22 protein-coding genes, 1 tRNA gene and 1 pseudogene are annotated in these 23,298 nt (G+C 55.8%); 23 read left to right on the top strand and 1 reads right to left on the bottom strand.

The genetic code is table 11. The annotated features are described in order from the left end of the window. Positions 1-4: 4 nt before the first annotated feature. The 11 genes from WC859_08615 to WC859_08565 all read left to right on the top strand — a co-directional run bounded on the left by WC859_08615 (position 5) and on the right by WC859_08565 (position 11,823). Positions 5-454, top strand: a complete 450-nt coding sequence (locus WC859_08615; protein MFA5976207.1) for a tRNA (cytidine(34)-2'-O)-methyltransferase — start codon at positions 5-7, stop codon at positions 452-454. After that, positions 451-1,224 (top strand): SDR family NAD(P)-dependent oxidoreductase, encoded by a 774-nt coding sequence (locus WC859_08610; protein MFA5976206.1) that lies wholly within the window; start codon positions 451-453, stop codon positions 1,222-1,224. The genes WC859_08615 and WC859_08610 overlap by 4 nt, the downstream gene beginning before the upstream one ends. Continuing rightward, on the top strand, positions 1,193-2,362 hold the full coding sequence (locus WC859_08605) for an RluA family pseudouridine synthase (protein ID MFA5976205.1): 1,170 nt from the start codon (positions 1,193-1,195) through the stop codon (positions 2,360-2,362). The genes WC859_08610 and WC859_08605 overlap by 32 nt, the downstream gene beginning before the upstream one ends. Beyond that, entirely contained in the window at positions 2,346-2,582 is a 237-nt protein-coding gene (locus tag WC859_08600) for a DUF4160 domain-containing protein (protein MFA5976204.1), read from the top strand. Before WC859_08605 ends, WC859_08600 begins: the two co-directional genes overlap by 17 nt. Further along, positions 2,563-2,880, top strand: coding sequence for a DUF2442 domain-containing protein (locus tag WC859_08595; protein ID MFA5976203.1), 318 nt, complete (start codon positions 2,563-2,565; stop codon positions 2,878-2,880). Before WC859_08600 ends, WC859_08595 begins: the two co-directional genes overlap by 20 nt. Next, entirely contained in the window at positions 2,877-5,624 is a 2,748-nt protein-coding gene (locus tag WC859_08590) for a cellobiose phosphorylase (protein MFA5976202.1), read from the top strand. Before WC859_08595 ends, WC859_08590 begins: the two co-directional genes overlap by 4 nt. A 170-nt stretch (positions 5,625-5,794) precedes the next feature. Next, complete coding sequence (locus WC859_08585; protein MFA5976201.1) at positions 5,795-8,104, top strand: SRPBCC family protein; 2,310 nt, start codon at positions 5,795-5,797, stop codon at positions 8,102-8,104. 291 nt (positions 8,105-8,395) lie between these two features. Continuing rightward, positions 8,396-8,467, top strand: a tRNA-Asn gene (locus tag WC859_08580). Positions 8,468-8,861: 394 nt separating this feature from the next. Next, positions 8,862-9,344, top strand: a complete 483-nt coding sequence (locus WC859_08575; GenBank protein ID MFA5976200.1) for a DUF3015 family protein — start codon at positions 8,862-8,864, stop codon at positions 9,342-9,344. A gap of 33 nt (positions 9,345-9,377) precedes the next feature. Then, positions 9,378-9,860, top strand: a complete 483-nt coding sequence (locus WC859_08570; GenBank protein ID MFA5976199.1) for a DUF3015 family protein — start codon at positions 9,378-9,380, stop codon at positions 9,858-9,860. A 70-nt stretch (positions 9,861-9,930) separates the two neighbouring features. Continuing rightward, a complete protein-coding gene (locus WC859_08565) occupies positions 9,931-11,823 on the top strand; it encodes a DUF4105 domain-containing protein (protein MFA5976198.1) in 1,893 nt (630 codons plus the stop codon). Here the strand turns inward: WC859_08565 and WC859_08560 are convergent. Further along, a complete protein-coding gene (locus tag WC859_08560) occupies positions 11,808-12,668 on the bottom strand; it encodes an alpha/beta hydrolase (GenBank protein MFA5976197.1) in 861 nt (286 codons plus the stop codon). The genes WC859_08565 and WC859_08560 overlap by 16 nt on opposite strands. Positions 12,669-12,943: 275 nt before the next feature. On the opposite strand from WC859_08560, the gene WC859_08555 reads away from it, so the two are divergent. The 12 genes and pseudogenes from WC859_08555 to WC859_08500 all read left to right on the top strand — a co-directional run bounded on the left by WC859_08555 (position 12,944) and on the right by WC859_08500 (position 23,286). Then, positions 12,944-13,435, top strand: a complete 492-nt coding sequence (locus WC859_08555; GenBank protein MFA5976196.1) for a HEAT repeat domain-containing protein — start codon at positions 12,944-12,946, stop codon at positions 13,433-13,435. Between the two features lie 74 nt (positions 13,436-13,509). Continuing rightward, on the top strand, positions 13,510-14,415 hold the full coding sequence (locus tag WC859_08550) for a hypothetical protein (protein MFA5976195.1): 906 nt from the start codon (positions 13,510-13,512) through the stop codon (positions 14,413-14,415). Then, positions 14,397-15,755 (top strand): VCBS repeat-containing protein, encoded by a 1,359-nt coding sequence (locus WC859_08545; protein ID MFA5976194.1) that lies wholly within the window; start codon positions 14,397-14,399, stop codon positions 15,753-15,755. The genes WC859_08550 and WC859_08545 overlap by 19 nt, the downstream gene beginning before the upstream one ends. Before the next feature lie 20 nt (positions 15,756-15,775). After that, on the top strand, positions 15,776-16,936 hold the full coding sequence (locus tag WC859_08540) for a hypothetical protein (GenBank protein MFA5976193.1): 1,161 nt from the start codon (positions 15,776-15,778) through the stop codon (positions 16,934-16,936). Between the two features lie 154 nt (positions 16,937-17,090). Further along, positions 17,091-17,879 (top strand): hypothetical protein, encoded by a 789-nt coding sequence (locus tag WC859_08535; protein ID MFA5976192.1) that lies wholly within the window; start codon positions 17,091-17,093, stop codon positions 17,877-17,879. Positions 17,880-17,989: 110 nt separating this feature from the next. Further along, positions 17,990-19,060, top strand: coding sequence for a hypothetical protein (locus tag WC859_08530; GenBank protein ID MFA5976191.1), 1,071 nt, complete (start codon positions 17,990-17,992; stop codon positions 19,058-19,060). Beyond that, a pseudogene (locus WC859_08525) lies at positions 19,057-19,380 on the top strand (methyltransferase domain-containing protein). Before WC859_08530 ends, WC859_08525 begins: the two are co-directional and overlap by 4 nt. Before the next feature lie 390 nt (positions 19,381-19,770). Next, positions 19,771-19,953 (top strand): Trm112 family protein, encoded by a 183-nt coding sequence (locus WC859_08520; protein MFA5976190.1) that lies wholly within the window; start codon positions 19,771-19,773, stop codon positions 19,951-19,953. A 75-nt stretch (positions 19,954-20,028) separates the two neighbouring features. Next, complete coding sequence (locus WC859_08515) at positions 20,029-20,484, top strand: response regulator (GenBank protein MFA5976189.1); 456 nt, start codon at positions 20,029-20,031, stop codon at positions 20,482-20,484. A 7-nt stretch (positions 20,485-20,491) separates the two neighbouring features. Next, positions 20,492-21,406 carry a PfkB family carbohydrate kinase gene (locus WC859_08510; GenBank protein MFA5976188.1) on the top strand — a complete coding sequence of 305 codons (915 nt, stop codon included), beginning with the start codon at positions 20,492-20,494 and terminating at the stop codon, positions 21,404-21,406. Between the two features lie 184 nt (positions 21,407-21,590). After that, on the top strand, positions 21,591-22,607 hold the full coding sequence (locus WC859_08505; GenBank protein MFA5976187.1) for a serine hydrolase: 1,017 nt from the start codon (positions 21,591-21,593) through the stop codon (positions 22,605-22,607). 4 nt (positions 22,608-22,611) lie between these two features. Further along, the gene (locus WC859_08500) at positions 22,612-23,286 is read left to right on the top strand and encodes a carboxypeptidase-like regulatory domain-containing protein (protein MFA5976186.1); all 675 of its coding nucleotides are present in this window, start codon (positions 22,612-22,614) and stop codon (positions 23,284-23,286) included. Positions 23,287-23,298 lie beyond the last annotated feature (12 nt).

The raw sequence follows: 23,298 nt of genomic DNA, 5'->3' as shown, positions 1-23,298 counted from the left end.
CCCTATGCACATTGTTCTCTATGAGCCGGACATCCCCGGCAATGCCGGGAACGTGGCCCGCACGTGCGTCGCTACCGGCAGTACGCTTCATTTCGTCGGACGTCTGGGTTTTTCCATCGATGATGCGCATCTCAAACGCGCCGGTCTGGATTATTGGTCCAAGCTGAAGCTGGTCCAACACGCGGATTGGGCCGTTTTTGAGCGGTCGATCCCGCCTCATGCCGCGTTGTATTTCTTTTCCAAACGGGCCAGTCGCTCGTACTGGTCGGCCGATTTTCTTCCCGAAAGTTATCTGGTGTTCGGTTGTGAAACGAACGGTCTTCCTGAGGCCCTGCATAAGCGCTTTGCGGACAGCCTCTACGCCATCCCGATTGAGCCGGACAGCGTGCGTTCCTTGAACTTATCGACCTCCGTGGGGATCGTGCTGTATGAAGCGTTGAGGCAAAACGCATGACGGCTCCGGTGGCATGGATTACTGGCGGCGGCACCGGTATCGGCCGGGCGCTGGCGCAAGCGCTTTGCCGGCAGGGGTACCGGGTGGCCATTACCGGACGCCGGGTCGAAGTCCTCCAGGAGGCTGCCAGACAGATTCGATCCATTATTCCGCGAGGCGAGATCCTGCCTCTGGCCGGGGATGTCACCCATTCCGCTTCGATGGATTCCGTTTATGCGGTGCTACAGCAGCGATGGGGAAACCCGGATCTTCTGATCAACAACGCAGGGCAACATAGTCATGACACGTTTGATGACACCTCCCCCGAAACCTATCTGCGTTTGCTGGATGTTAATTTTCTCTCCACGGTCCGATGCACCCATAAAGTCCTGCCGGAGATGCGCCAGAAGGGACGCGGCGCCATCGTCAACGTGTCGTCCATCTATGGGCGATGGGCCTCCGCGGATTCCGTGGCGTATTCCGTCAGCAAGTATGCGGTGGCCGGGTTTACCGATGGTTTGAGGCAGGAACTGGGGAGGACAGGGATCCATGTGATGGGTGTTTTCCCCGGTTTTATCCGGACCGACATGACCGATCCTTTTCTGAAACCCGGTTCGATAAAAGCGTTTTTTGGGGCTGCTCCAGATCAGTTAGCGCAGGCGGTTCTTCGCGGATTGAAACGGCGCCAGCCGGAAGTCTGTTACCCGTGGTACGTCCCATGGGCCTGGCGATTCCATCGATGGATGCCGACATGGTCGGATGCGTTCGCGCAGCGATTCCGACATGGATGAGCGCTGGATCCAGGTCCCCTTTGAAGTCGACAAAAAGTTCGACGGTTTCCGGATTGATCAGTTTCTCTCTCAGCGTCTGATCGGTTATTCGCGGAACAAGGTCCAGAAGATCCTGACCGAATCCCGCGTCATGAAGGCCGGGCGTCTAGCCAAGCCGAATACGCGTGTCAACACCGGAGACCACATCACCATCGCCTATCTGCGGCGGCCGGAAACGCCGCCGCCCGTCGATCGAACGATTCCTATCTTGTTTGAAGACGAGCACCTCCTGGTGGTCAATAAACCCTCCGGTGTCCTGTCCCATCCCACCGATAAGATCGTAATGAATACCGTGATGGCGATCTTGAGGCGCGACCGTCCGGATCTTCCGAAACTTCATCTGCTGCACCGCCTGGACCGGGAGACATCCGGGGTTCTCGCGCTGGCCAAAAGCGCTCTGGCGGCCCGCCGCTGGACCGCGGCCATGGAGAAGCACCGAATTCAAAAGGAGTACCTCGCACTGGTTCGCGGTGTGCCGGAGCCGGCCACAGGTGTCATCGATTGGCCGATCGGCTGCGAAGGGGGAGAGATCAGAGTACGCCAATGGGTCAATGTCCCCGGAGCGGTGAAGGCCATCACGCGGTATGAGGTCCTTTCCGTCATCCCCTGCGGCCACTGGCAGGGGATCTATGAAGCCATTTCAGCATTGGATTCCCCGTCCTGTCCGCCTGTCGAAGTTCTCGATGATCGGGACGGCCCCGTCAAAAAGAGCATCAATGGGAGGTCGGGGCCGCCAGAGACCGCGGGGAATGACGTTTGTGCGTTGGTCCGCGCCTTTCCTCAAACCGGTCGCTTGCATCAGATTCGTGTGCACCTGGCTGCTATCGGCCATCCGGTCCTGGGCGATCCGCTTTATATCGGGAAGGGGGAAGTCTACCTGAAAATGATCCAGGGCACCGCGACCGAAGCCGACCGCGCCTCCCTCGGCTTTCCCCGCGTCGCCCTCCACGCCGCTGCCCTCACGTTCCAGCATCCGATCACTGGACTTCCCCTCCGTGTGGAGGCTCCATTGCCGGAAGAAATGCGGGCGGTGGTGGCTTTTCGTTGCCTGTCTTTCATTCGTCGAGGTACAATACTGTCTAATGCCAACGGTTTTTAGAGAAAAGGGATTCCGGTTTGTCTTCTACAGCAACGAAGGATTTGAACCCTGCCATATCCATGTGATAGGACACGGAGGGGAAGCTAAAATCTGGATTCCTACCTGTCAGCTCGTTTGGAGTTATAATCTCAAAGCGCAGGAGTTGGCACTGATTTTGAGTATTATTAGACGGAGATTGCAATTGATTGAGGAGGCTTGGCATGCGCATTTCAGCCGCTGAGGACATGGGAGGGCTCCCGTCCATTTTAGAGGTCAGCTTTTCCAAGGATTTCCTGCAGCTCAATTTGAGCGATGGGCGCATCCTTTCTGTCCCGCTGGCCTGGTATCCCAGATTGGCGACAGCGAACCCCAGACAGTTGAAACGTTTTGAGATTTCACCTTCCGGTTATGGAATCCACTGGCCTGACTTGGACGAGGACTTAAGTGTCTATGGGTTTTTGTTTCCCAATGCGCCTCTCTCTCGGACTCTAACGGACATGGTCGCAGATGTGCCGAAAACTCATAAGCCCTCCAGATGACCCTTCGACGATCCCCGCCTAAAGAAACCCCTTCGTGGTGGAATTTTACCGCCGAGGATGAGACCTTTGAGGCCCGTCAGCCGGACGCGATCAGCCGCCTCTACTTTCCACTCTGCAACGAGGCGGGACTCCTTTCCGCCATTACGCCGACTCTGCATGGGGATATCAAAACCGGGCAAAACCACTTTCTGACGCTCCCTGTTTCCGCCGAAGATTTGCACAACACCCGCTCGGCCCGGAATTTCTGGGTGTATGTCGAAGGCAAAGGACCGTGGTCGGCCACCGGCTCTTCAGCGGCGGCGACCCTGGCCCGAGCCGGCGCCAAATCCGCTGAACCTTGCCATCTGGAAGCGGGAGCCTTGTGGCACCGGATCACGCGCGAAAACCGTTCGCTGGGCTTGCGCGCCACCCTCACCAATTTTGTTCCGGCCGGGCGGGAGCAGGTCGAGATCATGCGAGTCGAGCTGACGAACACCGGCCGCAAGCCGCTCTCGATAACGCCGACCGCGGCGATCCCCATTTTTGGCCGCTCCGCTGATAACTTGCGCGATCACCGCCACGTGACCTCGCTCCTCCATCGAATCACGCTGCATGCCAGCGGTGTCCTGGTCACGCCGACCATGTCCTTTGACGAACGCGGACATCATCCGAACAACACCGTCTACGCGGTCTTAGGAGCGGAAGGGGAAGGTCAAACGCCAATCGGCAGTTTTCCAACGGTAGCCAGTTTTGCCGGAGAAGGCGGGAATTTTGACGCTCCCCGGGCTGTTTTTGAAGATCTGGACCCGCCGGATCTGAACGAGGTAGAGCTGCACGGCCGCGAGGCGGTCGGAGCCTTGCGCTTCAAAACCCGGAAACTGGCCCCCGGGAAGAGCGTCGTTTATCTCGTTTTCATGGGCATCGCCACGGAACGCAAGGAAGCGCTGAGCTGGCTCCGGGTTTACGGAACCGATGAGAAGGCCCAGGAAGCGCTGGCCCACACGCGAGCTTACTGGAAGGAACGTCTGGATCAGATCCAGGTGCAGACCGACGACAAGGCCTTCGGCCGCTGGACGCGCTGGGTCACCCTTCAACCCCTGCTGCGCAAGATTTTCGGGTGTTCATTCCTGCCGGATTTTGATTATGGCCGCGGCGGGCGCGGATGGAGGGATCTCTGGCAGGACTGCCTGGCGCTGCTTCTGTTCGACGAGCAAGCAGCGAGCAGCAAGCAGCCAGCAGGAACGGCTGTTCATGGCTCACCGCTCGCCGCTCGCAGCTTGCTTCTAAACAACTTTGCCGGCGTACGGATGAACGGGACGAACGCCACGATCATCGGTCAAGCGCCGGGCGAGTTCATCGCGGACCGCAACAATATTTCACGCACCTGGATGGACCATGGGGCCTGGCCCTGGATCACCGCCGAGCTTTATATCCATCAGACCGGTGATCTGGGTTTTCTGCTGGAGCCGGTTCCCTATTTCTGGGATCAGGACAAAGCCAAGTCGGATCCAGCGCCCGCTGGAACGGTCCTGGAGCATGTGCTGGTGCAGCACCTGACCGCCTATTTTAACGTCGGAGAACATGGGAATTGCCGTCTGGAAGATGCCGATTGGAACGACGGCCTGGACCTGGCGCATGAGCGGGGTGAAAGCGTGGCGTTCACGGCGGTTTACGCCGGCAACCTCCGGTCGATCGCCGGCGCTCTGGAGCATTTGCGGGACAAACAGAATGTCTGGAACATGGAATTATCAGAGGAACTGGATGTTCTTCTGGAAGCGAAAGCCTCCAGCACAAGTTTGTCTCCTTCGGCCAAACAGGAACGTTTAAATAAATACCGAAGCCGAATGGCTGATGGGGTTTCCGGGAAAAAGATCCATCTGCCTGTGGACACGCTGATTCAAGATCTCAGAGCCAAAGGCGAAGCCCTGGCTGAACAGGTGCGCACACGGGAGTGGCTCAAGGTTCCAGCGGGACATGCCTGGTTCAACGGGTATTACGACAACACCGGCGCCCGCGTGGAAGGGCCTTCCGATGAGGGCCTGCGGATGACGCTGACCGGGCAGGTATTCCCGATTATGTCGGGTGTTGCCACCAATGAGCAGGTCCAGCAGTGCTTTGTGGCGGCTAAAAAATATCTTCAGGACAAAAAGCTGGGCGGCTTCCGGTTGAACACGGATTTTGGCGACGCTCAATTACAATTGGGTCGCGCATTCTCCTTCGCTTACGGCGAAAAAGAGAATGGCGCTTTCTTCAGCCACATGGTGATCATGTTTGCCAACGCGCTGTACCGCCGCGGATTTGTTGAGGAAGGGTTTGAGGTCCTGAACAGCCTGTACCGGATGTGCCTGAACAAAGAAGCGGCCAGGATCTATCCCGGAATCCCTGAATACTTTAACGGGGAGGGACGCGGGTTCTATCACTACCTCACGGGTTCAGCCAGCTGGTATCTGTTGACGCTGGTTACCCAGGTTCTGGGGATTCGCGGCCAGTGGGGAGATCTGGTGCTGGCGCCGAAGCTGGTTCCCGAGCAGTTTGGCGCTTCCGGCCAGGTCATGGCGGAAGTGGGTTTTGCCGGTAAGCGTCTCAAAGTCACGTATATCAACCGGTCGAAAAAACCATTCGGCCAAACCCGCATTGAATCAGTCCTTTTGCAGGGACGATCCCTCCCCCTGTTAGCCAATTCCGATGCCGAACTCCTGATTTCACGGGAGGCCCTGGCCCAGATCGCCAGTCCGGCCATAGAAATCACCATCGCCCTCTCCTAAAAAAACCCTTTAAAAAGCAACAAATACCCCCTAGACTTTTCCCAGTATCCCCCAATACGTCATTCCCCGCGGTAGTTGGCGGGGAATCCATCATGTCGTACGAGGATGATAGATCCTCCGCCAGAGACTGCGGAGGATGACAGGATGGGGAAAGACTGACAGCAGGGTTTATGGCTAGGTATTGGCTATTTCTCGATTCGAAAGTCCAGGGTCCCTACGAGATTCCGTATCTGCGGAAGGTCCCGGGCTTTACGCTTTTGACTCAGGTCTGCGCCGAAGGGGAGCGAACGTGGCGCATGGCCGATGAAGTCATCGATATCAAATCCTATTTTCTGGCTCCGCCGCGCGCGAGTTCTGTGGTTTTTGACAGCGGCAATACGGTGGCGGCCCCTCAGCCGGAACAGGAAGCCCATCCCTCGGAGCTCTCGGTGATCGATCCCCAGCCATCCGCTGAGATACCGTCGACGGAAACCGTTTTGCCGTCGGCGGAAGAGCCTCCCAAGACCGTTTCATCTCCCCCGCCGCTGCGGATCGTCTGCACCCTCTGTGGTTTCAAGAACGCCCGGGGCGTGACCTCCTGCATGAAATGCGGAACAGTTTTGAACGTTCCAGCGGAATCGGTTGCACCGGAACCCGGTTCACAAACGCCGTCTGAAAACGCTCCGGCGGAGACCACGCCGAAGGCAGGGCCGGCATCTCAACTCCTCCGGATCGTCTGCAGCCTCTGCGGTTTCAAGAATCCGCGGGACGTAAAGTCCTGTATGAAGTGCGGAAATAATTTGAGCGGCCAGGAAGCCAGTGCCGTTCAATCGACCGGACCCAAGACGACCGTTGATCTCAAGGCGTCATCGCCGGCGATGGCTGTTTCTGTTTCGGACACTCGCTCCAACACCATGGTGGAAATGCCGGTCACCCGGATTCTGATCCTTCTGGCCTTGGCCTCGGTTCTAGGAGCGGGGGGATTTATCGGCCATCGCCTATGGCAATCCCATCATCGGCTGAAAGCTCCTCCGAAGCCACCTGAGGTGGTGGCGGCAAAACCCGTGACCCACCCGGTTCATAAAGTTCATCACCCCCGCCGGTCCTATTCAAAACGAGCCGTCGTCGCCCTGCCGGGGGTTCATAAATCGGTTATCTCGAAACCCCAGCCCCGGCCGGTGGTTGAACCCGTTCATTTGGAACCCGCTCAGGTGGAGGCGGCACCGGAAGCCTCCGCCTCTTACAAAGTGATCGAAGAGGCGACGCCCCTGCGGCAACGCCACTCCGCGCCGCTGAGCTCGACCTACGCGACCAAGCGCCGCGGGGAGCGGGAATTGTGGACCGAGCAGAGCGAGCAGGCGGTTCAGCAGGTTCAGCGTTCCCGGATCTACGGAGGGCAGCGCACGATTCAGCGGAACGCCGAGATCCTGATGCAGATCCTGCGTGACCGGGAGTACAACACCGCTTTTGAAAGCGGGAAGCGGATCTCACTGTATAACGACTTGGATTGGGGAGCCAGCCAGAAAGATGGGCCGGTCTACGAGGTCCGGCTGACCTTTTCAGGCGGGAAAGAGCCGGACGGCACTCCCCGGAAACCGCTGCGTTTCGCATTCAATGCGGATCTGGAGCGCGGAAGCGTGGATCCGGGCGGCAGCGAGCAGCTTTATTCGAATACGATGCACGCCTTTTTTGACGAATCGCGCATTCCTCCCGAGGAACGGCGCGCCATCGCCAAAGACACCGAGGAAGTGGTGCTCGCGGCCCAGCCCGACGCGTCTCCTCTGGCGCTGGATACGGTGGCGAGGCGCTTTGTGTCCACGTATTCGACGGGTGCGCTGGCGCGCGTGGCCGGAGCGTTTCATCTGGAGCTGGTCAATAAAAAACTGGTCCATGATCCCCGTTTGACCCGTTCAGCCGCCGAGCCTCCCAAATCCGATTCTCAGCCGGTGGCCGCGGCCGCGCCGTTATCCCGTGAAAATGTCGCTCCGGAAAAAAAAGAAAAAGTCATGCCATCTCCCCGGAGCGGAGCCATCGATTACCGGATGGACAATATCGGCGGGCGCGAGCGCCGTATTTCTCTGCAGACCCCGAGCAGGGCCACACCCGGGAAACTCTGGGAGACGCTGACGGGCTATGACCGTTTGAAGCAGTTTGTGCCGGATCTTTTGGTCAGCGAACGGGAAGGGCAGGACGGTTCAGCCATTATCGTGCGCACGGTGTCGCTGACCCGGCTGTTCTTCTTCGTTTTCAAGGTCAACCTCCACCTCCGGATCATCGAGCACCCGCAGCAGCATACGCTGGAGTTCGAGCGGATCGCCGGCGACTTCGAAAGTTTCCGCGGTTCCATCCAGATCGAACCGAACGGCACCAGCGGCTCCGTCTTCCAGCTCCGGGCAACGGTGATCCCGAAAGGACGCATGCCGAACTGGGTGTTGCGGGATATGACCCGGCATTTCCTGGCCCCGGCCGTTGACGCCATCCGCTCCCGCGCCGAGTCTTAGAAAAACCATCTTAGAAAAACCATCCTATTTGGGTTATAGCGTCCTTTTTTTCTACAATCAAAAATCAGTCGAGTGTCCACCTCCCGGGTATGCGCCACACGTCAGGCGCATCCGACTGTAGTGTGTCGGAGCTCAATGGTGGAGCCCCGCGAGCGGGTAGGCGCGCGACACAAGTCAATCGCGTCCGCCCGGTTTGTGGCGGAGGTCCGACTGTCGTGTGTCGGAATCCCGCTGTTAACGGGAGGGTTGTAGAAAAGTTTTTTCGTGTAGAGAATATGAGGAGTGTCCACCTCCCGGGTAGCTCAATGGTGGAGCATCCCGCTGTTAACGGGAGGGTTGCAGGTTCGAGTCCTGCCCCGGGAGGCGGACACTTAAGTTGGTGAATAAATCTGTCGTGGGCGCGTCTAAGGGGTGTGTGCTACGTATATATCCTCAGATGTGCTCAAACCGGCCGGTTTAATATAGGCTCCACAGGTGATTTGGAACGGCGGCTCGACGAACACCGGAGAAATAAACCCAATTACGGTTTGGTGTACAAAGAGATCCGGATTTCCAAAGTTGATGCGTTGAAGAGAGAGTTGTACTTGAAAACAGGGAACGGTCGTAGAGCGTTAAGGCATATTCTCCCATCGGTTGCAGGTTCGGCCGCCACACGACAGACGGCCGAGCGCCCGTAGTGTGGCGCTCGAGTCCTGCCCCGGGAGGTGGATACTTGGATGGAAAAACTCAGGAACGGTTGATCAGATAAGGAGAAATCATGAGAAAAATCGTCATCATTTGTTTAGTGGCAAGCGTGTTGCCCTCACTCGCTTCGGCAAAAGGGACCCATCCGATGGCGGGCTGCGGCTTGGGCTATCTCGCATTCGGCAGTCAGCAGAATTCAAAGGTCTATCAAATTCTGGCGGCGACGGTGAACAACATCGTCTCTCCCCAGACCTCGGCGATCACGTCGGGAACGTCCGGCTGTACGGAAGACGGAGCGGTCAAACTAGCGCAGCAGGCGCAAGTTTACGCGGCGGTCAACCTGGACAGCCTGCGTCATGAAATGGCCAAGGGTGAAGGAGAGTATGTGACGGCCTTTGCGTCACTGCTCGGCGCCACCGGATCGAACCAGTCGGCGCTTCTGCAACTGTTCAAGTCCGATTACACCTATCTGTTCCCAACGGCCAGCACAACGTCCGATGAGCTGTTGGAACATTTATCGGAACGCTTGGCTCAGCATCCCGGGTTGGTCGGCTAATCGGCGAACAGTATTGATCAAAAAGGAGATGTCATGAAATCATTTCTAAAAGCAGGTTTGTTGTTAGTCCTTCCGTCTATTGCCCTGGCGGTCGGCGGGAATCATACGATGGCGGGATGCGGTCTGGGGTATCTGCTGTTGTCCAATAAGGATCAATCCAAAGCGACGCAGATTCTGGGCGCGACGACCAATGGGACGTCGTACAGCCAGACCTTTGGAATCACGTCGGGGACCTCCGGCTGCACGGAAGACGGTGCCGTGAAGCTGGCCCGTGCGACCGAAGTGTTTGCCGAAGTCAACCTGAACTCGCTTCGCCAGGAAATCGCGGCGGGGCAGGGCGAATACGTCTCGACGTTTGCGTCCCTCCTGGGCGCTACGGAAACCAATCGGCTGCCGATGATCCAGTTCCTGAAATCGGAATACCCGGCGCTTTTCCCGACAGCGGAAACCGGATCCGATGAGATGCTGAAGGTCCTTTCAGAAAAGCTGTCCCAGCACCCTGAACTGCTCAGCTAAGAAGCAACGTTCTTCTCGTTCAAAGGGCTGGATAGAATGTTCTATCCAGCCCTTTGTTTTTCTTTTGGCGGTGCTGTGGGTAGGGATTCCTGTTCCGTCAGCCGCGGAAGAATCTTATCTGCAGATCCTCCTCCAGAAAGCCCACCAGAAACAACTTTCCAGTCAGCGGTATTGGCAGCTGCTTCTGCACTTCCGCCGAAGCCTTTTAGGACGATTTCAGAGCGAAATTGATGATCCGGCCTTCTTCTATTCGCCGCAAGGGCGCCGCGATCCTTCCGCGGAACTCGATGCCACCCTGAAGGCCTTTTTCGATCCTGCGCCGGCAGACCCGGAGGCCACCCTCCATCCGCAGTGCCGTTTTCCCGCCCGCTACGCATGGCTTCACGAGGAATTGGCGATCGATGATCAGCGTCTTCCGCCCCAGAGCTGTGAACGGTTTGAAAAATGGAAAAGCCGCATGGATGTCGAATCCGCCAGCCTGGTCTTTGCTTCCTATTACATGAATAACCCGGCGTCGATGTACGGCCATACCTTCCTGCGTTTCAATGGGAAAAACCGCAAACCCGACGAGCATTTGCTGGACTATGCGGTGAACTATGGGGCCGACGTCACAACCAAGAGCGATGTCCTTTTCATTATTTATGGTCTGGGCGGGCTCTATCGCGGGCGTTTCTCGAGTATCCCGTATTACATGAAGGTCCAGGAGTACAACAACCTGGAATCCCGTGATTTATGGGAGTACGAACTCGACCTGGGCCCCGGAAGCATGGATCGTCTCGTCGGTCATCTCTGGGAGCTGGGTGGAACGTCGCAGGCGTATTTCTTTCTGAACAAGAACTGCTCTTATGAACTGCTTCCTGTTCTGGAAGTCGCGCAACCGGCGTTTCACTTGAAGGATCCCTTTTTGCTGAAGACCATCCCGGTGGACACGCTGCGTCAGACGATACAAGCTCCCGGGGCTCTCGTGCGGGTGAACCGGAGGCCTTCTCATACGAGCCAGATGCTGCGCCGCCGGGCCGGATTGTTGGAGCGGGAGAGGAGTCTCACCAAACGATTGGGGCGGCATCCAACGGATGAGGAGGCTAACGGAAAGCTGAACGCTCTTCCGGAGGATCGACAGGCGCTTGTTCTGGATTCCGCTTATGACCTGTTTCGATATGACGTGGGATTCAAGCGCCCGCAACCGGCCGTCGTTCTGGAGCGGGAGAGGGAGCTGTTGTTGTTGCGTCAGAAACGGGCGACGCCGACCCCGGTTCTCGAGACTCCGGCTCAGGAAGAAACCCCTGCGCGTCCGGACCAGATGCACAAGACCGGTCGTCTGGGCCTGAGTTACGGTTTTGCCAGCCGCGGGCATTTTGAAGAACTCTCCATCCGTCCGGCGGCGCACGATCAAGATGATCCCTCCGAAGGTTTTCTTCCCGCCAGTAAGCTCGAAATGTTTCATCTCAAACTGCGTTATGACAATGACCGGAAGACCGCCTATATCCAGCAATTTGCCCTGATCGATTTCATGTCCTTGACGTCCTGGGACCGGTGGATTCATCTCCCGTCCTGGAAAGTGAACACCGGTCTATCCGTTGCTTCGGATCTGGGGCGGGATCCCGAGAACAGCCTGACCTATGGTCTGAATCTGGGGATTGGTCCTTCCCTGCGCATGCCGTGGGCCAGAAATGCGTGGGTCTATGCGATGGCGGAAACGGATCTGGGTGTCGGCGGTGTGTTCCGAGATGCGTATCGCCTCGGAGGCGGGGCGAGCGGCGGGGCGCTCGCGGAGTGGGGGAAATGGTTCCGGCTGCGTTTCCAGAGCACGTATCTTCGCTACCCGCTGGGGGAACCCGGATCTATGGTCAAACTCCAGCTGGTTCCCAGCGTTCAACTGACAAACGATCTCGGCCTTCGTGTCCAGCTCCAGCGCCAGAGTGTTTACAAGGAAGCGTTGTTCTCGTTTTATTGGTTTTTGTAAGAAGTCGCTGCGGGAAGAAGTGCTTCGCGAAAGAAATCGCCTACCCTCTGATCGTAGTTTCGGCCTCCCACTCTTCGGCATTCCAAATGTTTCGCGTGAGGGATGATCCATAGTTTTTTGGATTCAGACGCTTTCGCATAAAGCGTCTGGGACATGGCGGAGGGAACGATCTGATCAGCTTCTCCATGGATGAAGAAGAGCGGACGAGGGGCGATCCGATCCACATAGACGAGGGGATCATTCTTTTTGCTGAGAAAGAAAGGGAGCACCCAGGAAATCGGAGTGGTGAACCAATGGCGGCGCAGGACCACGCGGCTCATTTGCCGGTAGGAGGTAAAAGAGGCTTCAATGACGGCGGCGCGAACCAGCGGTTCTTTGGCACAAACCACGATCCCGATCGCCCCGCCGAGCGATTGCCCTAAAATCGCGACACCCGTTTGTTTGTCCCGCAGGTGTTCCTGTGCGTAACGGACTGTGGCCAGGCCGTCTTCAATCGTATTTTTCTGGTCCGGAGCTCCCTCGGATTCGCCATAACCCTGGTAATCAAAACTCAACACATCAAAGCCTTCTTTGAGGAGGAAAATCGTCAGGGGGAAATGGTTGGTCATGTTGCCGTAATTCCCATGGAAGTGAACAATGGTCCCCAGGGGTTTTCCCGGCGTGCGAAAGAAAAAACCATAAAGCTTGTGCCCGTTCAGGCTCGGATACTCCACCAGGCTGTAATCCAGGCGAAGGCGGTCCGGATCGTTATAGAGCACCTGGTTCGGATAGTAAAAAAAGCGCTGCGGGCTGCAGCCGCCCAGTGTCAAAAGACAAATCAATAGAAAAACAAACCATTGCCTCATAGTTTTATTAACACCATGGTGTCAGTCACCAACCAGTGACAGTAAATTTAGAATATTTTTAGAGGGGTTTCGATTATGTTATTCAAGATGGACCTGATTTTGAGCAAATTGGTTGTGTCGGATTGGCTGAAACAAAACGGGTCAGATATGAGCAACATGAAAGAAACATAACATCTGATATGCCGAATTCAAACGGCATTTCAGGTGACTGACACCATGGTGTTAAAGGCTGGCCCCTTTACCAATTCCTTCCGATTAGTTACGATGGAACCACTATGAAAATATCTATTTTATGCACGGTTGTTTTGTTGTCGGGAAGTGTCGCTGTATGGGGATCCGGACTGCCGAAAGCCTCTCTGCAGGCCATCATTAAAACACTTCAGGATCAGAACCTGGAAGTGCGTGTGGCAGCGGCTCAGGCGCTGAGTCAGGTTCCGGATGATGCCGCGGTCAAACCGCTCGAGTCCGCGCTGATGGCCAGCAGCGATCCGGCGGAGCAGGATGCGCTGGTGAAAGCCCTCTGCGCGATCAAGGATAAGTCGTCGGTGAAGCGGCTGAGCGATGCCCTCTATAACCCGCAGTTCACCTGGGGCAACGGCGCCAAAGCCAAAACCATCCAGGTCATCGCCAGGGTCGGTGAAAAGAAAACACTTAAATGGCTCAGCGATCTGGCGGTCAGCGATCAGGAACCCTTGGTGCGCGCCGCGGCCCTTCGCGCGCTGGGCGAGCTGGGCGCCCCTCCGAAGAAAGAAGAGAAGAAGGATTAATGATGAATGGGATTGTAGGGGCGGACCGCTGTCCCGTCACCTATACAAATCAACGGTCGGGACGGCCCCGACAATTGAGAACATCGATAGGAAGACGGGGCTGTCCGCCCGGTCGTCGCAATGGGTTCCGATGGCGGGCGCACAGCGGTGCGCCCCTACAGCTCCTGGTGTTGTTGGTTTGTTTATCCGCCTGCGTTCCTCTCGATCAGCTTCCTCCCGGTTCGATCCCCGGGCCGGTGCCGGGATCCAGCGCCACCGGCGGCAAAGCCGCCAATTTTGCCGATCTCGACCCGGGAAGCACCCAGATCACGACGCTCCACTTTACCCTGCGCGGCTACAACGATAACGATCTGCGGCCCGTCTCGATGATCGCCGAGAGTCTTTACAACAAGATCGGAAATGACACCGGGCTTTACTCCTTCCTGGCTTCCGGCAGCTTCACGCTGGTGGTTTACCACGATAAGGACGAGTACCTTCGCAAGACGCACCTGCCGAGCTGGTCGCGCGCGGTAGCGACCGGCAACAGTATTTATCTGTATCCGGGGGACGACCTGGAACCGGTTCTGGTGCATGAGATGACGCACCTGATTTTCAACACCTATATGGGAGACAAGGCCACCACGCTGCGCTGGCTCAACGAAGGGCTGGCGATGTATGAGGAGCTGTCTAAAATGCCGGAGTCCGACCGCGCGGCTTTTACGTCGTCCCAGCTGACGCAGCTCCGGGACAGGAAAATGTCTTTCTCACAAATGACCTTTTTTACGCCGTTGACGGAAGAACAGCGCCGGGTGGAAATCTGGTATCAGCAGGTTGAAAGCGTGATCGCCTTCCTGATGTCGCAGGGAAGCGCCCTGAATTTTGCGAGTATGCTGAATGAAATTCGAGGCGGTTCAGACATAGACCGGGCGCTGGGCAACGCCTACCCGGGCAAATTCCACAGCCTGAATGAATTGGAGCAAGCATGGAAATATACGGTTTAATTCTGGCGGTTGTGTTGATGGTGCCGAATCTGTTGGTTGCCGCTGTTCCTGACGGTTACATCGTCAAGGTGGAAAGCGCGACCGTCTACCTCGATTGGGGCAAGGCCGCCGGCATTGAACCGGGCGCCCAATTTTCCGTCTACCGTTTCGGGAGTGAGCTGAAGCATCCGGTTTCTGGTGAGATTCTGGGGAAAACAGAGAATCCGGTTGGTGCAGGCATGATCGATCGTGTGGAGGATAAATTTTCCATCGGCCGGATCTTGAGCGGCCAGGAGACGGTGAAAACGGGGGATCGGACCCGATTAATGGAAACCCCTGCGTTGCTGGTACCGGCGGTTGTTCCTGCTATTGTGTCGGGGACTTCGACGCCTGCCCAGGTGCCCCAGGAAATCTGGCGCAGCGAGCCGCTCAAAGGGGAAGCCGTTGGGATCGCGCTCGCGGATATCGACGGAGACGGCCAGAAAGAGGTTGTTGTTGCCTACCGTGACCAGATCGAAGCCTTCCGGTGGAATGGCAGCCGTCTGGACTCGCTGGCGACGTTTAAACACAAGACCTACCGTCACTGGGTCGCCTTGGCGGCGGGGGATCCGCGCCATCAGGGCCGCGACGAGATTTTTGCCTCCGCCTTTTTTGACGCGGTGCATCGTCCTCATGTCGTGGCGCTGCGCTGGGCAGACGGCAAGTTTCAGCCGGATGCTGATTTTGAGGGGTTTGTGCGCGCGATCGACCGGACGGACCGTCCCCGCACGTTGGCCTGGCAGAACCTGAGCTTTGGTCACGAGGCGCGCTTTGCGGCTCCCGCTGAACTGGTGTATGAAAAAGAAACATACACGCCTGGTCCGGCGATGAAATTAACACGGGTCCGGGATGAGGAGTTGTTCGGCTATGCGCTCGGGGATTGGGACGGGGACAAATCCGAAGATCTGTCTTTGCTGCAGGGCGGGGAGCATTTGCGGTTCTTCTTCAAAGATATGAAGTGGAGCGCGTCCGATGCTTATGGCGGCACGAAGAATGATTTGTCTCTGGAAGACGACAAAATGGCCAGCCTTTCCCCGCGGCTGGTGACCCTTCACGGGAAGGGCCGCGATCAACTGCTGGTGCCGCACAATATCCCCGGGTTGGGTGTCCGGCTGACTTATTTTAAGTTCTATAAAAAGTCGGAGATCCTGGCGTTGTCGTGGAATGGACTGGAAATGGCCTCGGTCTGGCGGTTGCCCGTGGAAGGGTATCTCGCCGATTATGACTTGGGCGACGGGATGCGCAGCGGCACAGACCAGCTCTGGCTGGCGGTTGTGAATTCCGGAGGGAAAACGATCCTGCTCGGCTATAAACTCCCCTGAAAATCTTTCCTGAAGATCTGATGGCCACCGTAATTGCCGCGGATGCGCGGCGGCGCCAGGCCATGGGGTGGGGCCAGGCGCGGTACCGGCCTTTCCAGCGCGTCTGGATTGAACCCTGGTTTAACGTGCTGGGGGCCTTGGCCGGTTTTAAGTCCCGATGGCTTCCCGCGTCGATGAGACAGCGGTTTTACTTCTTCCTGAATAGAAAAATGGCCGGACACGCTCCGGAAGAGAATCCAGAACTCCCGCGAACCCTTTCAGCCTGCAAAACGCTGGCGCACCAGCTGCAAGAGGCCACCGGCCGGTGGCCTGCGTTTCTCGTTCTGAGCTCTCATCCTGAAACCGTCGGGCCCCTGGCCTGGCTGCGCTTTGAGCTGCTTCGTCAGGCCTTGGTCGTGACCGAAGCGGTGGCGCAGGGTAACAGTAAATTTCCGCAGTGCTTCCTGGCCATCGACCCTTATGCGCTGGACACCGTCTCGCCCGCGGTTGGCGGGTTCTATGCGGGGTTCATGAAGCAGGTTTATCTCGTGTGGGACCGCCAGCCTTCCACCCAGTCGTGGATTCAGCGCCGCGTTCTTCTTCGCGGGACCGGATATGACCGGATCGCCTGGCAGCTGCTCCGCCGGCTGAAGCGCCATCCTATCCTGATGGCGCACGGCGGAGGGCTTCCGTATAACACCCGGATGCTCTACACCGCACGGGAGTTCATTCAGCGGCTGAAGCCCACCCGTTGGCCGGTTCCCAAACGGGCGGCGGAGAAGCGGTTTTTTGAAATTCTCATGGAAGCGGTCGACGGGGTCCGGCCGGCAGAAGAGGGGGAACTCCCGGGGAAAACGAGGCAAGCCATCCAGGCCTTTTTCTCGGAGCTGGGGTACTCTTCCGAACAAGCTACGGAGCTTCTGGATCAATTCGCTCGGGAGTGGAAGTTGCCGGTGCCTTATCGCCAGCGGCTTTTTCAGGTACTGGTTCAGCGATTAGCCGCCCGCGGCCAGCCGTTGATGATTCTCACCGCTTCCCATCGCGACACCGTTCCCCATGTCCAGCTCAGCGAGCCTTGTGCCATTTTTAAGGATCCACGGGGGCAGCTCCGGTTCGCCGGCGGCCCCGGACAAGAGACAAAACCGTTCGATCTTCAGGTTTTTCTGCAGATTATTTCCCGCCAAATCTCGACGGAGAAGTAGCGCCGGCAGGGTGGTTCCTGCATGCCGGATGAATAAATATCATGGAAGTTCATCTAATATGGGGAGGCAGCACAATGACGGAAAGGATATTGCTATCATTGTGGACTGAAGCAAGTGCCACTGAACACCGACGGGGAGGGGGAACGGGGATCTTATGAAAAAGCTACTGATGATCGGGCTGTTTTTGATGGGGATGGCCGCACCGCTGAAGGCCATTCCAAATCAGATTAACTACCAGGGGACGCTCAAGCAAAAAGGCGTTCCAGTCACCGGAACACGGAACATGCGTTTCCGTTTTGTGGATGCTTCTGGGGCCGATATCCCGGGAACCGCCCCCATCAACATGGCCAATGTGTCGGTGACGCAAGGCCTCTTTGCGGTCCAATTGACGCTTGCGCAGGCGGTGGATTGGCAGTCCTACTCGCCTTTTATCGAGGTGTCCATCGAGGGGCAGGTTCTGGGCCCCAACCAGCCGCTGAGTTCCAATCTCTATTCCATCGTGGCCCAGACCGTCTCGAACGGGGCCATCACCCCAGCCAAAATCGCTCCCAACTACGGCCTCGTCCCCTCCGGCGCCATCATGATGTTCGCCAACGCCTGCCCCTCCGGCTGGAGTATCTTCACTGGATTACAAGGCCATTTTCCAATCGGAGCTGATCCTAATGATCCTCAGTTCTCCATCGGTCAAATGGGTGGTTCTAAGACGCACAATCATGCAGTCAGCGGAGATGGTGCACACTCACATAATGTCTCAAGTATTAAGACTGTTCCAACATCAGATTCTCAAGGTAGCTGGGTTTTGCAATCCAATCCAACAGGTTGGTCACCTCTATTTCCAGGGGAATCGACCAGTTTGAGCGGAGATCACAGCCACGGTGGGGCTACCGGAACTTCTAGTTCGTTACCGCCCTTTGTGTCGATTAATTATTGCCAAAAACAATAATGGTTAAACTGACGAGAAAAGAGTGTTCGTTTCTTTGTCTGTTTGTTGCATTAGTTGGTTTTAATATTTGGCATATCAGTAAACGGGGGGTATGGAATCCGCCCAGGCTTATGGATTCCCTGCTTCTCGGTCCGGATGTTGTCGCTCGGTATAAATCTTTTGATCCCTCTCTCCGGATCTCCTCCCGTGGAGCCGATGATGGTCAGTACGTTTACTCGATTCTGTACGACCCGCTTCTGATTAAACGGAACAATCTGGATCTGTTTGATAATGCTTCCTATCGGTATCACCGGATTCTCTACCCTTGGATGGCCTATGTTTTGAGTGGGAGTCTCCCGAGATGTTTTCCATATGCTCTTCTTCTGATTAATTTAGCCTCATATGTAACAGGTGCTTTTGTTGCGAGGAGGCTTTCTTGTCGACTTCAATGGCCCTCCTGGGTTGTGGTGGCGGGATATCTTTCCATCTCCGGACTTGTCTATAGTGTGTTTCGATCTCTTACCGAACCTTTGGCATTAACCCTCGTCATTGCAGGACTTTGTGCAGAAGCAGAGGGTCGTCATCGGCTGGCGGTTGTTTCGTTTGCGTCGAGTGTATTAGCACGCGAGATTTCAATTACTGTCCCTCTGACTGTTTATTTATTCCAACTAATTGAAGGAAAATTTCTTCGAAGAGAAGTGTTGATAAAGATATCGTTAGTGTTATTGCCTGCGCTTTTATGGTGGGGGTATGTTGGATTCTGTTTGCCCGGTCAATCCTCATTTGGTATCCCGTCGTGGTCTCCTCCAAGTTTCGGATGGGGTCGATTCACTTTACCTTTCCTGGGAATGTGGCAAGAGGGTGTTTTTGGTTGGCGACATCTCACAACAGCAACAGAATTGAAAAGAACGCTTAGCTTACTCATCGTTTCAGGGGGCTTGGTTTTGATTAGCTGGGTGGGTTTTAGTATAAAACGCACTTTGTGGAGTTGTTTGGCTGCTTCGCAGGGCCTATTTATCGTTCTATTGCGGGGCGATCTATGGAACTATCATGCTGGTTCTTCTCGAGTTGTAATCCCCTTTTTCTTCTTGCTTATTGCTTGGATTGCAGATGAGTTGAAATGTGTTTTTGGAAGTTTTGGTCGTTTGAAAGCGAATGACAAAAGCGGGGTAAGTCCACTACGTCCCCCATTTACCTCATGATTCCTTCATTGTTGGCAAGATACTACAAGACCAGATACCGCGCAAAACGATTCTTTCGCGCGTTTCGCGTTTCTATGAATTGGAGCGTCTTGGATATTGGCTCAGGGGACAGCCCGTTCCCTCCAGCGGATGTCATCTGCGAGAAGTTCCCTTGGGATGATTCGGAGCGGGTAACCGGTTTCATCCATGATCGGCCACTCGTGATCGGTGATGCAGAAGCCCTTCCTTTTCGTGACCAATCGTTTGATTTTATCAACTGTTGCCATGTCTTAGAGCATGTTTGCCACCCGGATCTTGCTATTCGAGAGCTGATGCGGGTTGGAAAACGAGGATACATTGAGATGCCTTCGTCCTATTTTGAAAAGGTCTTTCGAAGCTACCCGGGACATCTTTGGTTCGTACACAACGAGAAGGGAACGATAGTGTTTAAACCCAAGCCACAAGGGACCTTGGATTCCGAGATTAATGATCTCTACGACAACCATTTACTAGATATAGATTCCTTATTTTCGATCTATTACTACGGTCGAATGAGCACTCTTGGAGTAGTCAGTTTTTTTTGGGAGAAGCAAATCAATTACCGTCTTGACGGTCAAATTCAATCACCGGAAAAAGCACAAGAGCTTTTTGAAAAAGCTTCCTCCGTAGTATCCCCGCAGAAACAAAAACAGATTCGCCGATTGAGCCTGCCTGCTCTTGCAAAGAAAGTGATTCGCTGGTGGTTTTTAAGAGGCAAAAAGATTGATTTGGCTCAAATTCTCGCTTGTCCGACGTGCAAAGGGAAGTTATTCAGAAAAGAAGGGACCTATGAGTGCGCGTCTTGTCGACTTTCGTATCCGATTCAAGCGGAGATCCCCATTTTATTGAAAGAGACAGCTTCACCTCTTCGATGAAAAATCTTTAAAAAGAATGACAATCAGTGCGCGGGCTGGATACAATCTGTCGAGGAGATTTGAGGCGAAATGACGATGGCTAAAAAGCGGGTTTTGATCGTGGAGGACCACAAGGCGAATGCGGATGCGATTCGCGATTTTATCCATTTTGTTTTTGAGGATTGGGTCATTGAAAATACCTCAACCGGAACGGATGCCATTCAACGCTCTCTGGCCAATCCTCCCGATGTCATGATCCTGGATATCGCTCTGGCGGATGAGGTCAACGGTCTTGAAGTGATCCGGCAGCTCTGGCAGGGCGGCCTGCGGGAGAAACCAAAGGTTGTTATCACGACGGCCATGGGCAACAAGGCGTTTCGCGGGCCGCGCGCCGGCAAGTCATGGGTGGATCAACTCAATGAGCAGGAGAAACAGCTGGTCAGCGGTTTTTTTGAGAAACCGTATGGCTGGCATGACTTTTTAAGCGCTGTGGCTCAAGCCGCCGGGGTTGAGCCTCCGGATAAAATTAATCTGATCCCGGATAACGAGTAGAGGATTTATGAATGACATCTTAGTCGTCGGCTCGGTGGCCCTGGATACCATTCAAACGCCCTTTGGTGAGGCGAAGGAAGCGCTGGGAGGTTCCGCCACCTATGCGTCTTACTCGGCGAGTTTCTTCGCGCCGGTCCGGATGGTGGCGGTGGTGGGGGAGGATTTTCCCGAGGAGCATATCGCGTTACTCAAAGGGCGCGGGATCCAGGTGGACGGGCTCCAGGTGGCTAAAGGGAAGACGTTCCGCTGGTCCGGTTCCTATGAATACGATCTTCACGAGGCGCATACGCTGGCGACGGAGCTGAATGTTTTTGAGACGTTTAAACCTCAAATCCCGGCCTCCTATAAGAAAAGCGATTTTGTTTTCCTGGCCAATATCGATCCGGAGCTGCAGCTCAATGTGCTCGATCAGATCGAAAAGCCCAAGCTGGTCGCCTGCGACACGATGAATCTCTGGATCAAAATCAAACCCCAGGTCCTGCGCGAGGTGATCAAACGGGTTGATTTTCTGTTTTTGAATGACGCAGAAGCGCGTCAGTTTACGGGAATCCCGAGCCTGATCAAAGCCGGGCGGTTACTGCAGTCCTGGGGGCCTAAAGTCGTCTTGATCAAGAAGGGGGAACACGGCTCCCTGATGTTTGGACAGAACTCCATTTTTTCAGCGCCGGCCTTCCCCTTGGAAGAGGTGTTCGATCCGACCGGGGCCGGCGATACGTTTGCGGGCGGCTTTTTCGGCTGCGTGGCCCGGCAGGGCGGCGATATCTCCGAGCGTTCTCTGCGCCGGGCGGTTGCTTATGGAACGGTCATGGCTTCCTTTACGGTCGAAAAATTCAGCTTGGAACGCCTTAAAACGCTTACCCTTGAACAAGCCGAGGCGCGAATGCGCCAGTTGAAAGAACTCGCCCATTTTGAGGTGGACTAAGGCTAGGGGACGTAGTTGGGCTAGGGGACGTAGTTGAGTTTTGTAGTTGTTTGTCGCGCGTACCCCCTTGAGCCGGAGAAACTACAAAACTCAACTACGTCCCCTAGCCTCTAGCGCCTCGGCTGTAAAGAACCGCGAAAAAATGCTAAAAAAGCTTGCAATTTCGCAGAAACGTGGTAGGAGCATGAGTGAGATGGAACATAAGCGCCAAAAAACGTTAATTGTTAAGAAATCCATCGTTTACAGCACGCTGATCGGCATGGGGTTGCTGATGCCGTTGGCCGGCGATGCGTTACGGCCGGAAAATCCGGCGGCCGCCGCTCCCAAGGGCGCTGCCATTACGATCAATCCGGATGATTGGCAGTCGCTGGCGGATACGGTTCGCCGGCAAGCCCGCCGGTTTCCCGGTGCTTATGGGTATGTCATCAAAGATATGCACACCGGGCAGGTGGTGGAAGCCAATTCGGACCGGGTCTTTCCCAGCGCCAGCCTCATTAAACTCCCAATTCTGTGTGCTGCATTTCAGGCGGTTCAGGAAGGACGGCTTTCCCTGAATACGCCCGTGGTGCTTCGCCGATCGGACCGGCGCGGCGGTTCAGGAATTCTCAAATTCTCGCCTTCCGGCTCCATCTTCACGAATCGTGAACTGCTGGAGAACATGATCATTCATAGCGACAACATCGCGGCCGAACTCGTCGTGCGCCAGCTGGGCATCGACTATCTGCAGCGCACGTTTGCGCATCTGGGGCTCTTGGATACGGAAATTCACCCGGAAGGATTCCGTCTGACGCCGTGGCCTGTGGCCGAGGACAACCGGACGAGCCCGCGGGACATGGCGTATCTGCTTGAGAAAATTTACCAGCGCAGGCTGGTCAGCGCGGAAGCCAGTGATCAGATGCTCGACATTCTCAAGCATCAAAAACTCCGGGACCGGCTGCCCCGCTTCCTGCCGACCGGCTGGGAGATTGCCCATAAGACAGGGCTGCTCCGGAAGGCCTGCCATGACGTCGGCATTGTTTTTTCGCCGCGGGGCGATTATATGATCTGTGTTTTAACAGCCAATGACCGGACGTATAAAACGGCCAAACGCTTCATCGCCTCCATGGGACGCATTACCTACGGTTATTACCAGGGAGGCTCCCGTCGCCCAATCATCCAGGGACGACGTCCAACCCCCAGCGATGCCTCGACCGCTTCTTAATCTCATGTTCCGACGATTTTATCGATCCCTTCTAACAGGGTTTTGCGGAGTCTGGTGGGCGGCTGCGCCTTTAGCGGCGGCCGAGAACCGGGCGGACCTCGTGGCACACGATTATGCGGAAGAACGCGTGGTCGACCTTCAGATTGTGAAAAAAGTGACCGGACAAAAGAGGATTTTATTTATCAAGACGCCCCGGTATACGGAGTACCTGGAAGGTTTTGTCCGGGGGATGGTGGTGGATTACAGCGACAATCCGGTCGAAGGGGTCCTCGTGCGGGTGGGGGATCCCGGCGAAGAAAATGCCATGTTTGACCCCACCGTGACCAATTTTAACGGCATTTATCGTATTCGTTTTTCCATCCCGTTCGACAAGAAAAACCGCGTCAATATCCGGAATAAGCTGGTCTACGCTCCCGATTGGGAACAAAAACGGGACAGTTTGGGCAATTCGTATGAGCCATTGGAAAAGGAAACCCCGTTTCATCTGTCGTATGACCGCTCGTCAAAGACGCTGTCTTTCTCGGAAGGCCTGCGCAAAAGTTTCGTGAGTCCTGTTCAACATGCGGACAGCGGGTCCAAAAAAGAACAGCCCGGGGCCAAGAGACCTAAGAAGGCGGAAGAGAAAAAGGACGCGGGCGGCGGAGACGATTTCTTTAAGGCTTTCGGCGGCGGCTTCTGAGCCGCCTTTCAC

This window comes from Elusimicrobiota bacterium, from assembly GCA_041660185.1.
In the GTDB taxonomy this organism is placed as follows: Bacteria; Elusimicrobiota; Elusimicrobia; order 2-01-FULL-59-12; family 2-01-FULL-59-12; genus JBAZWU01.
This window is presented reverse-complemented; position numbering and strand designations above follow the sequence as displayed.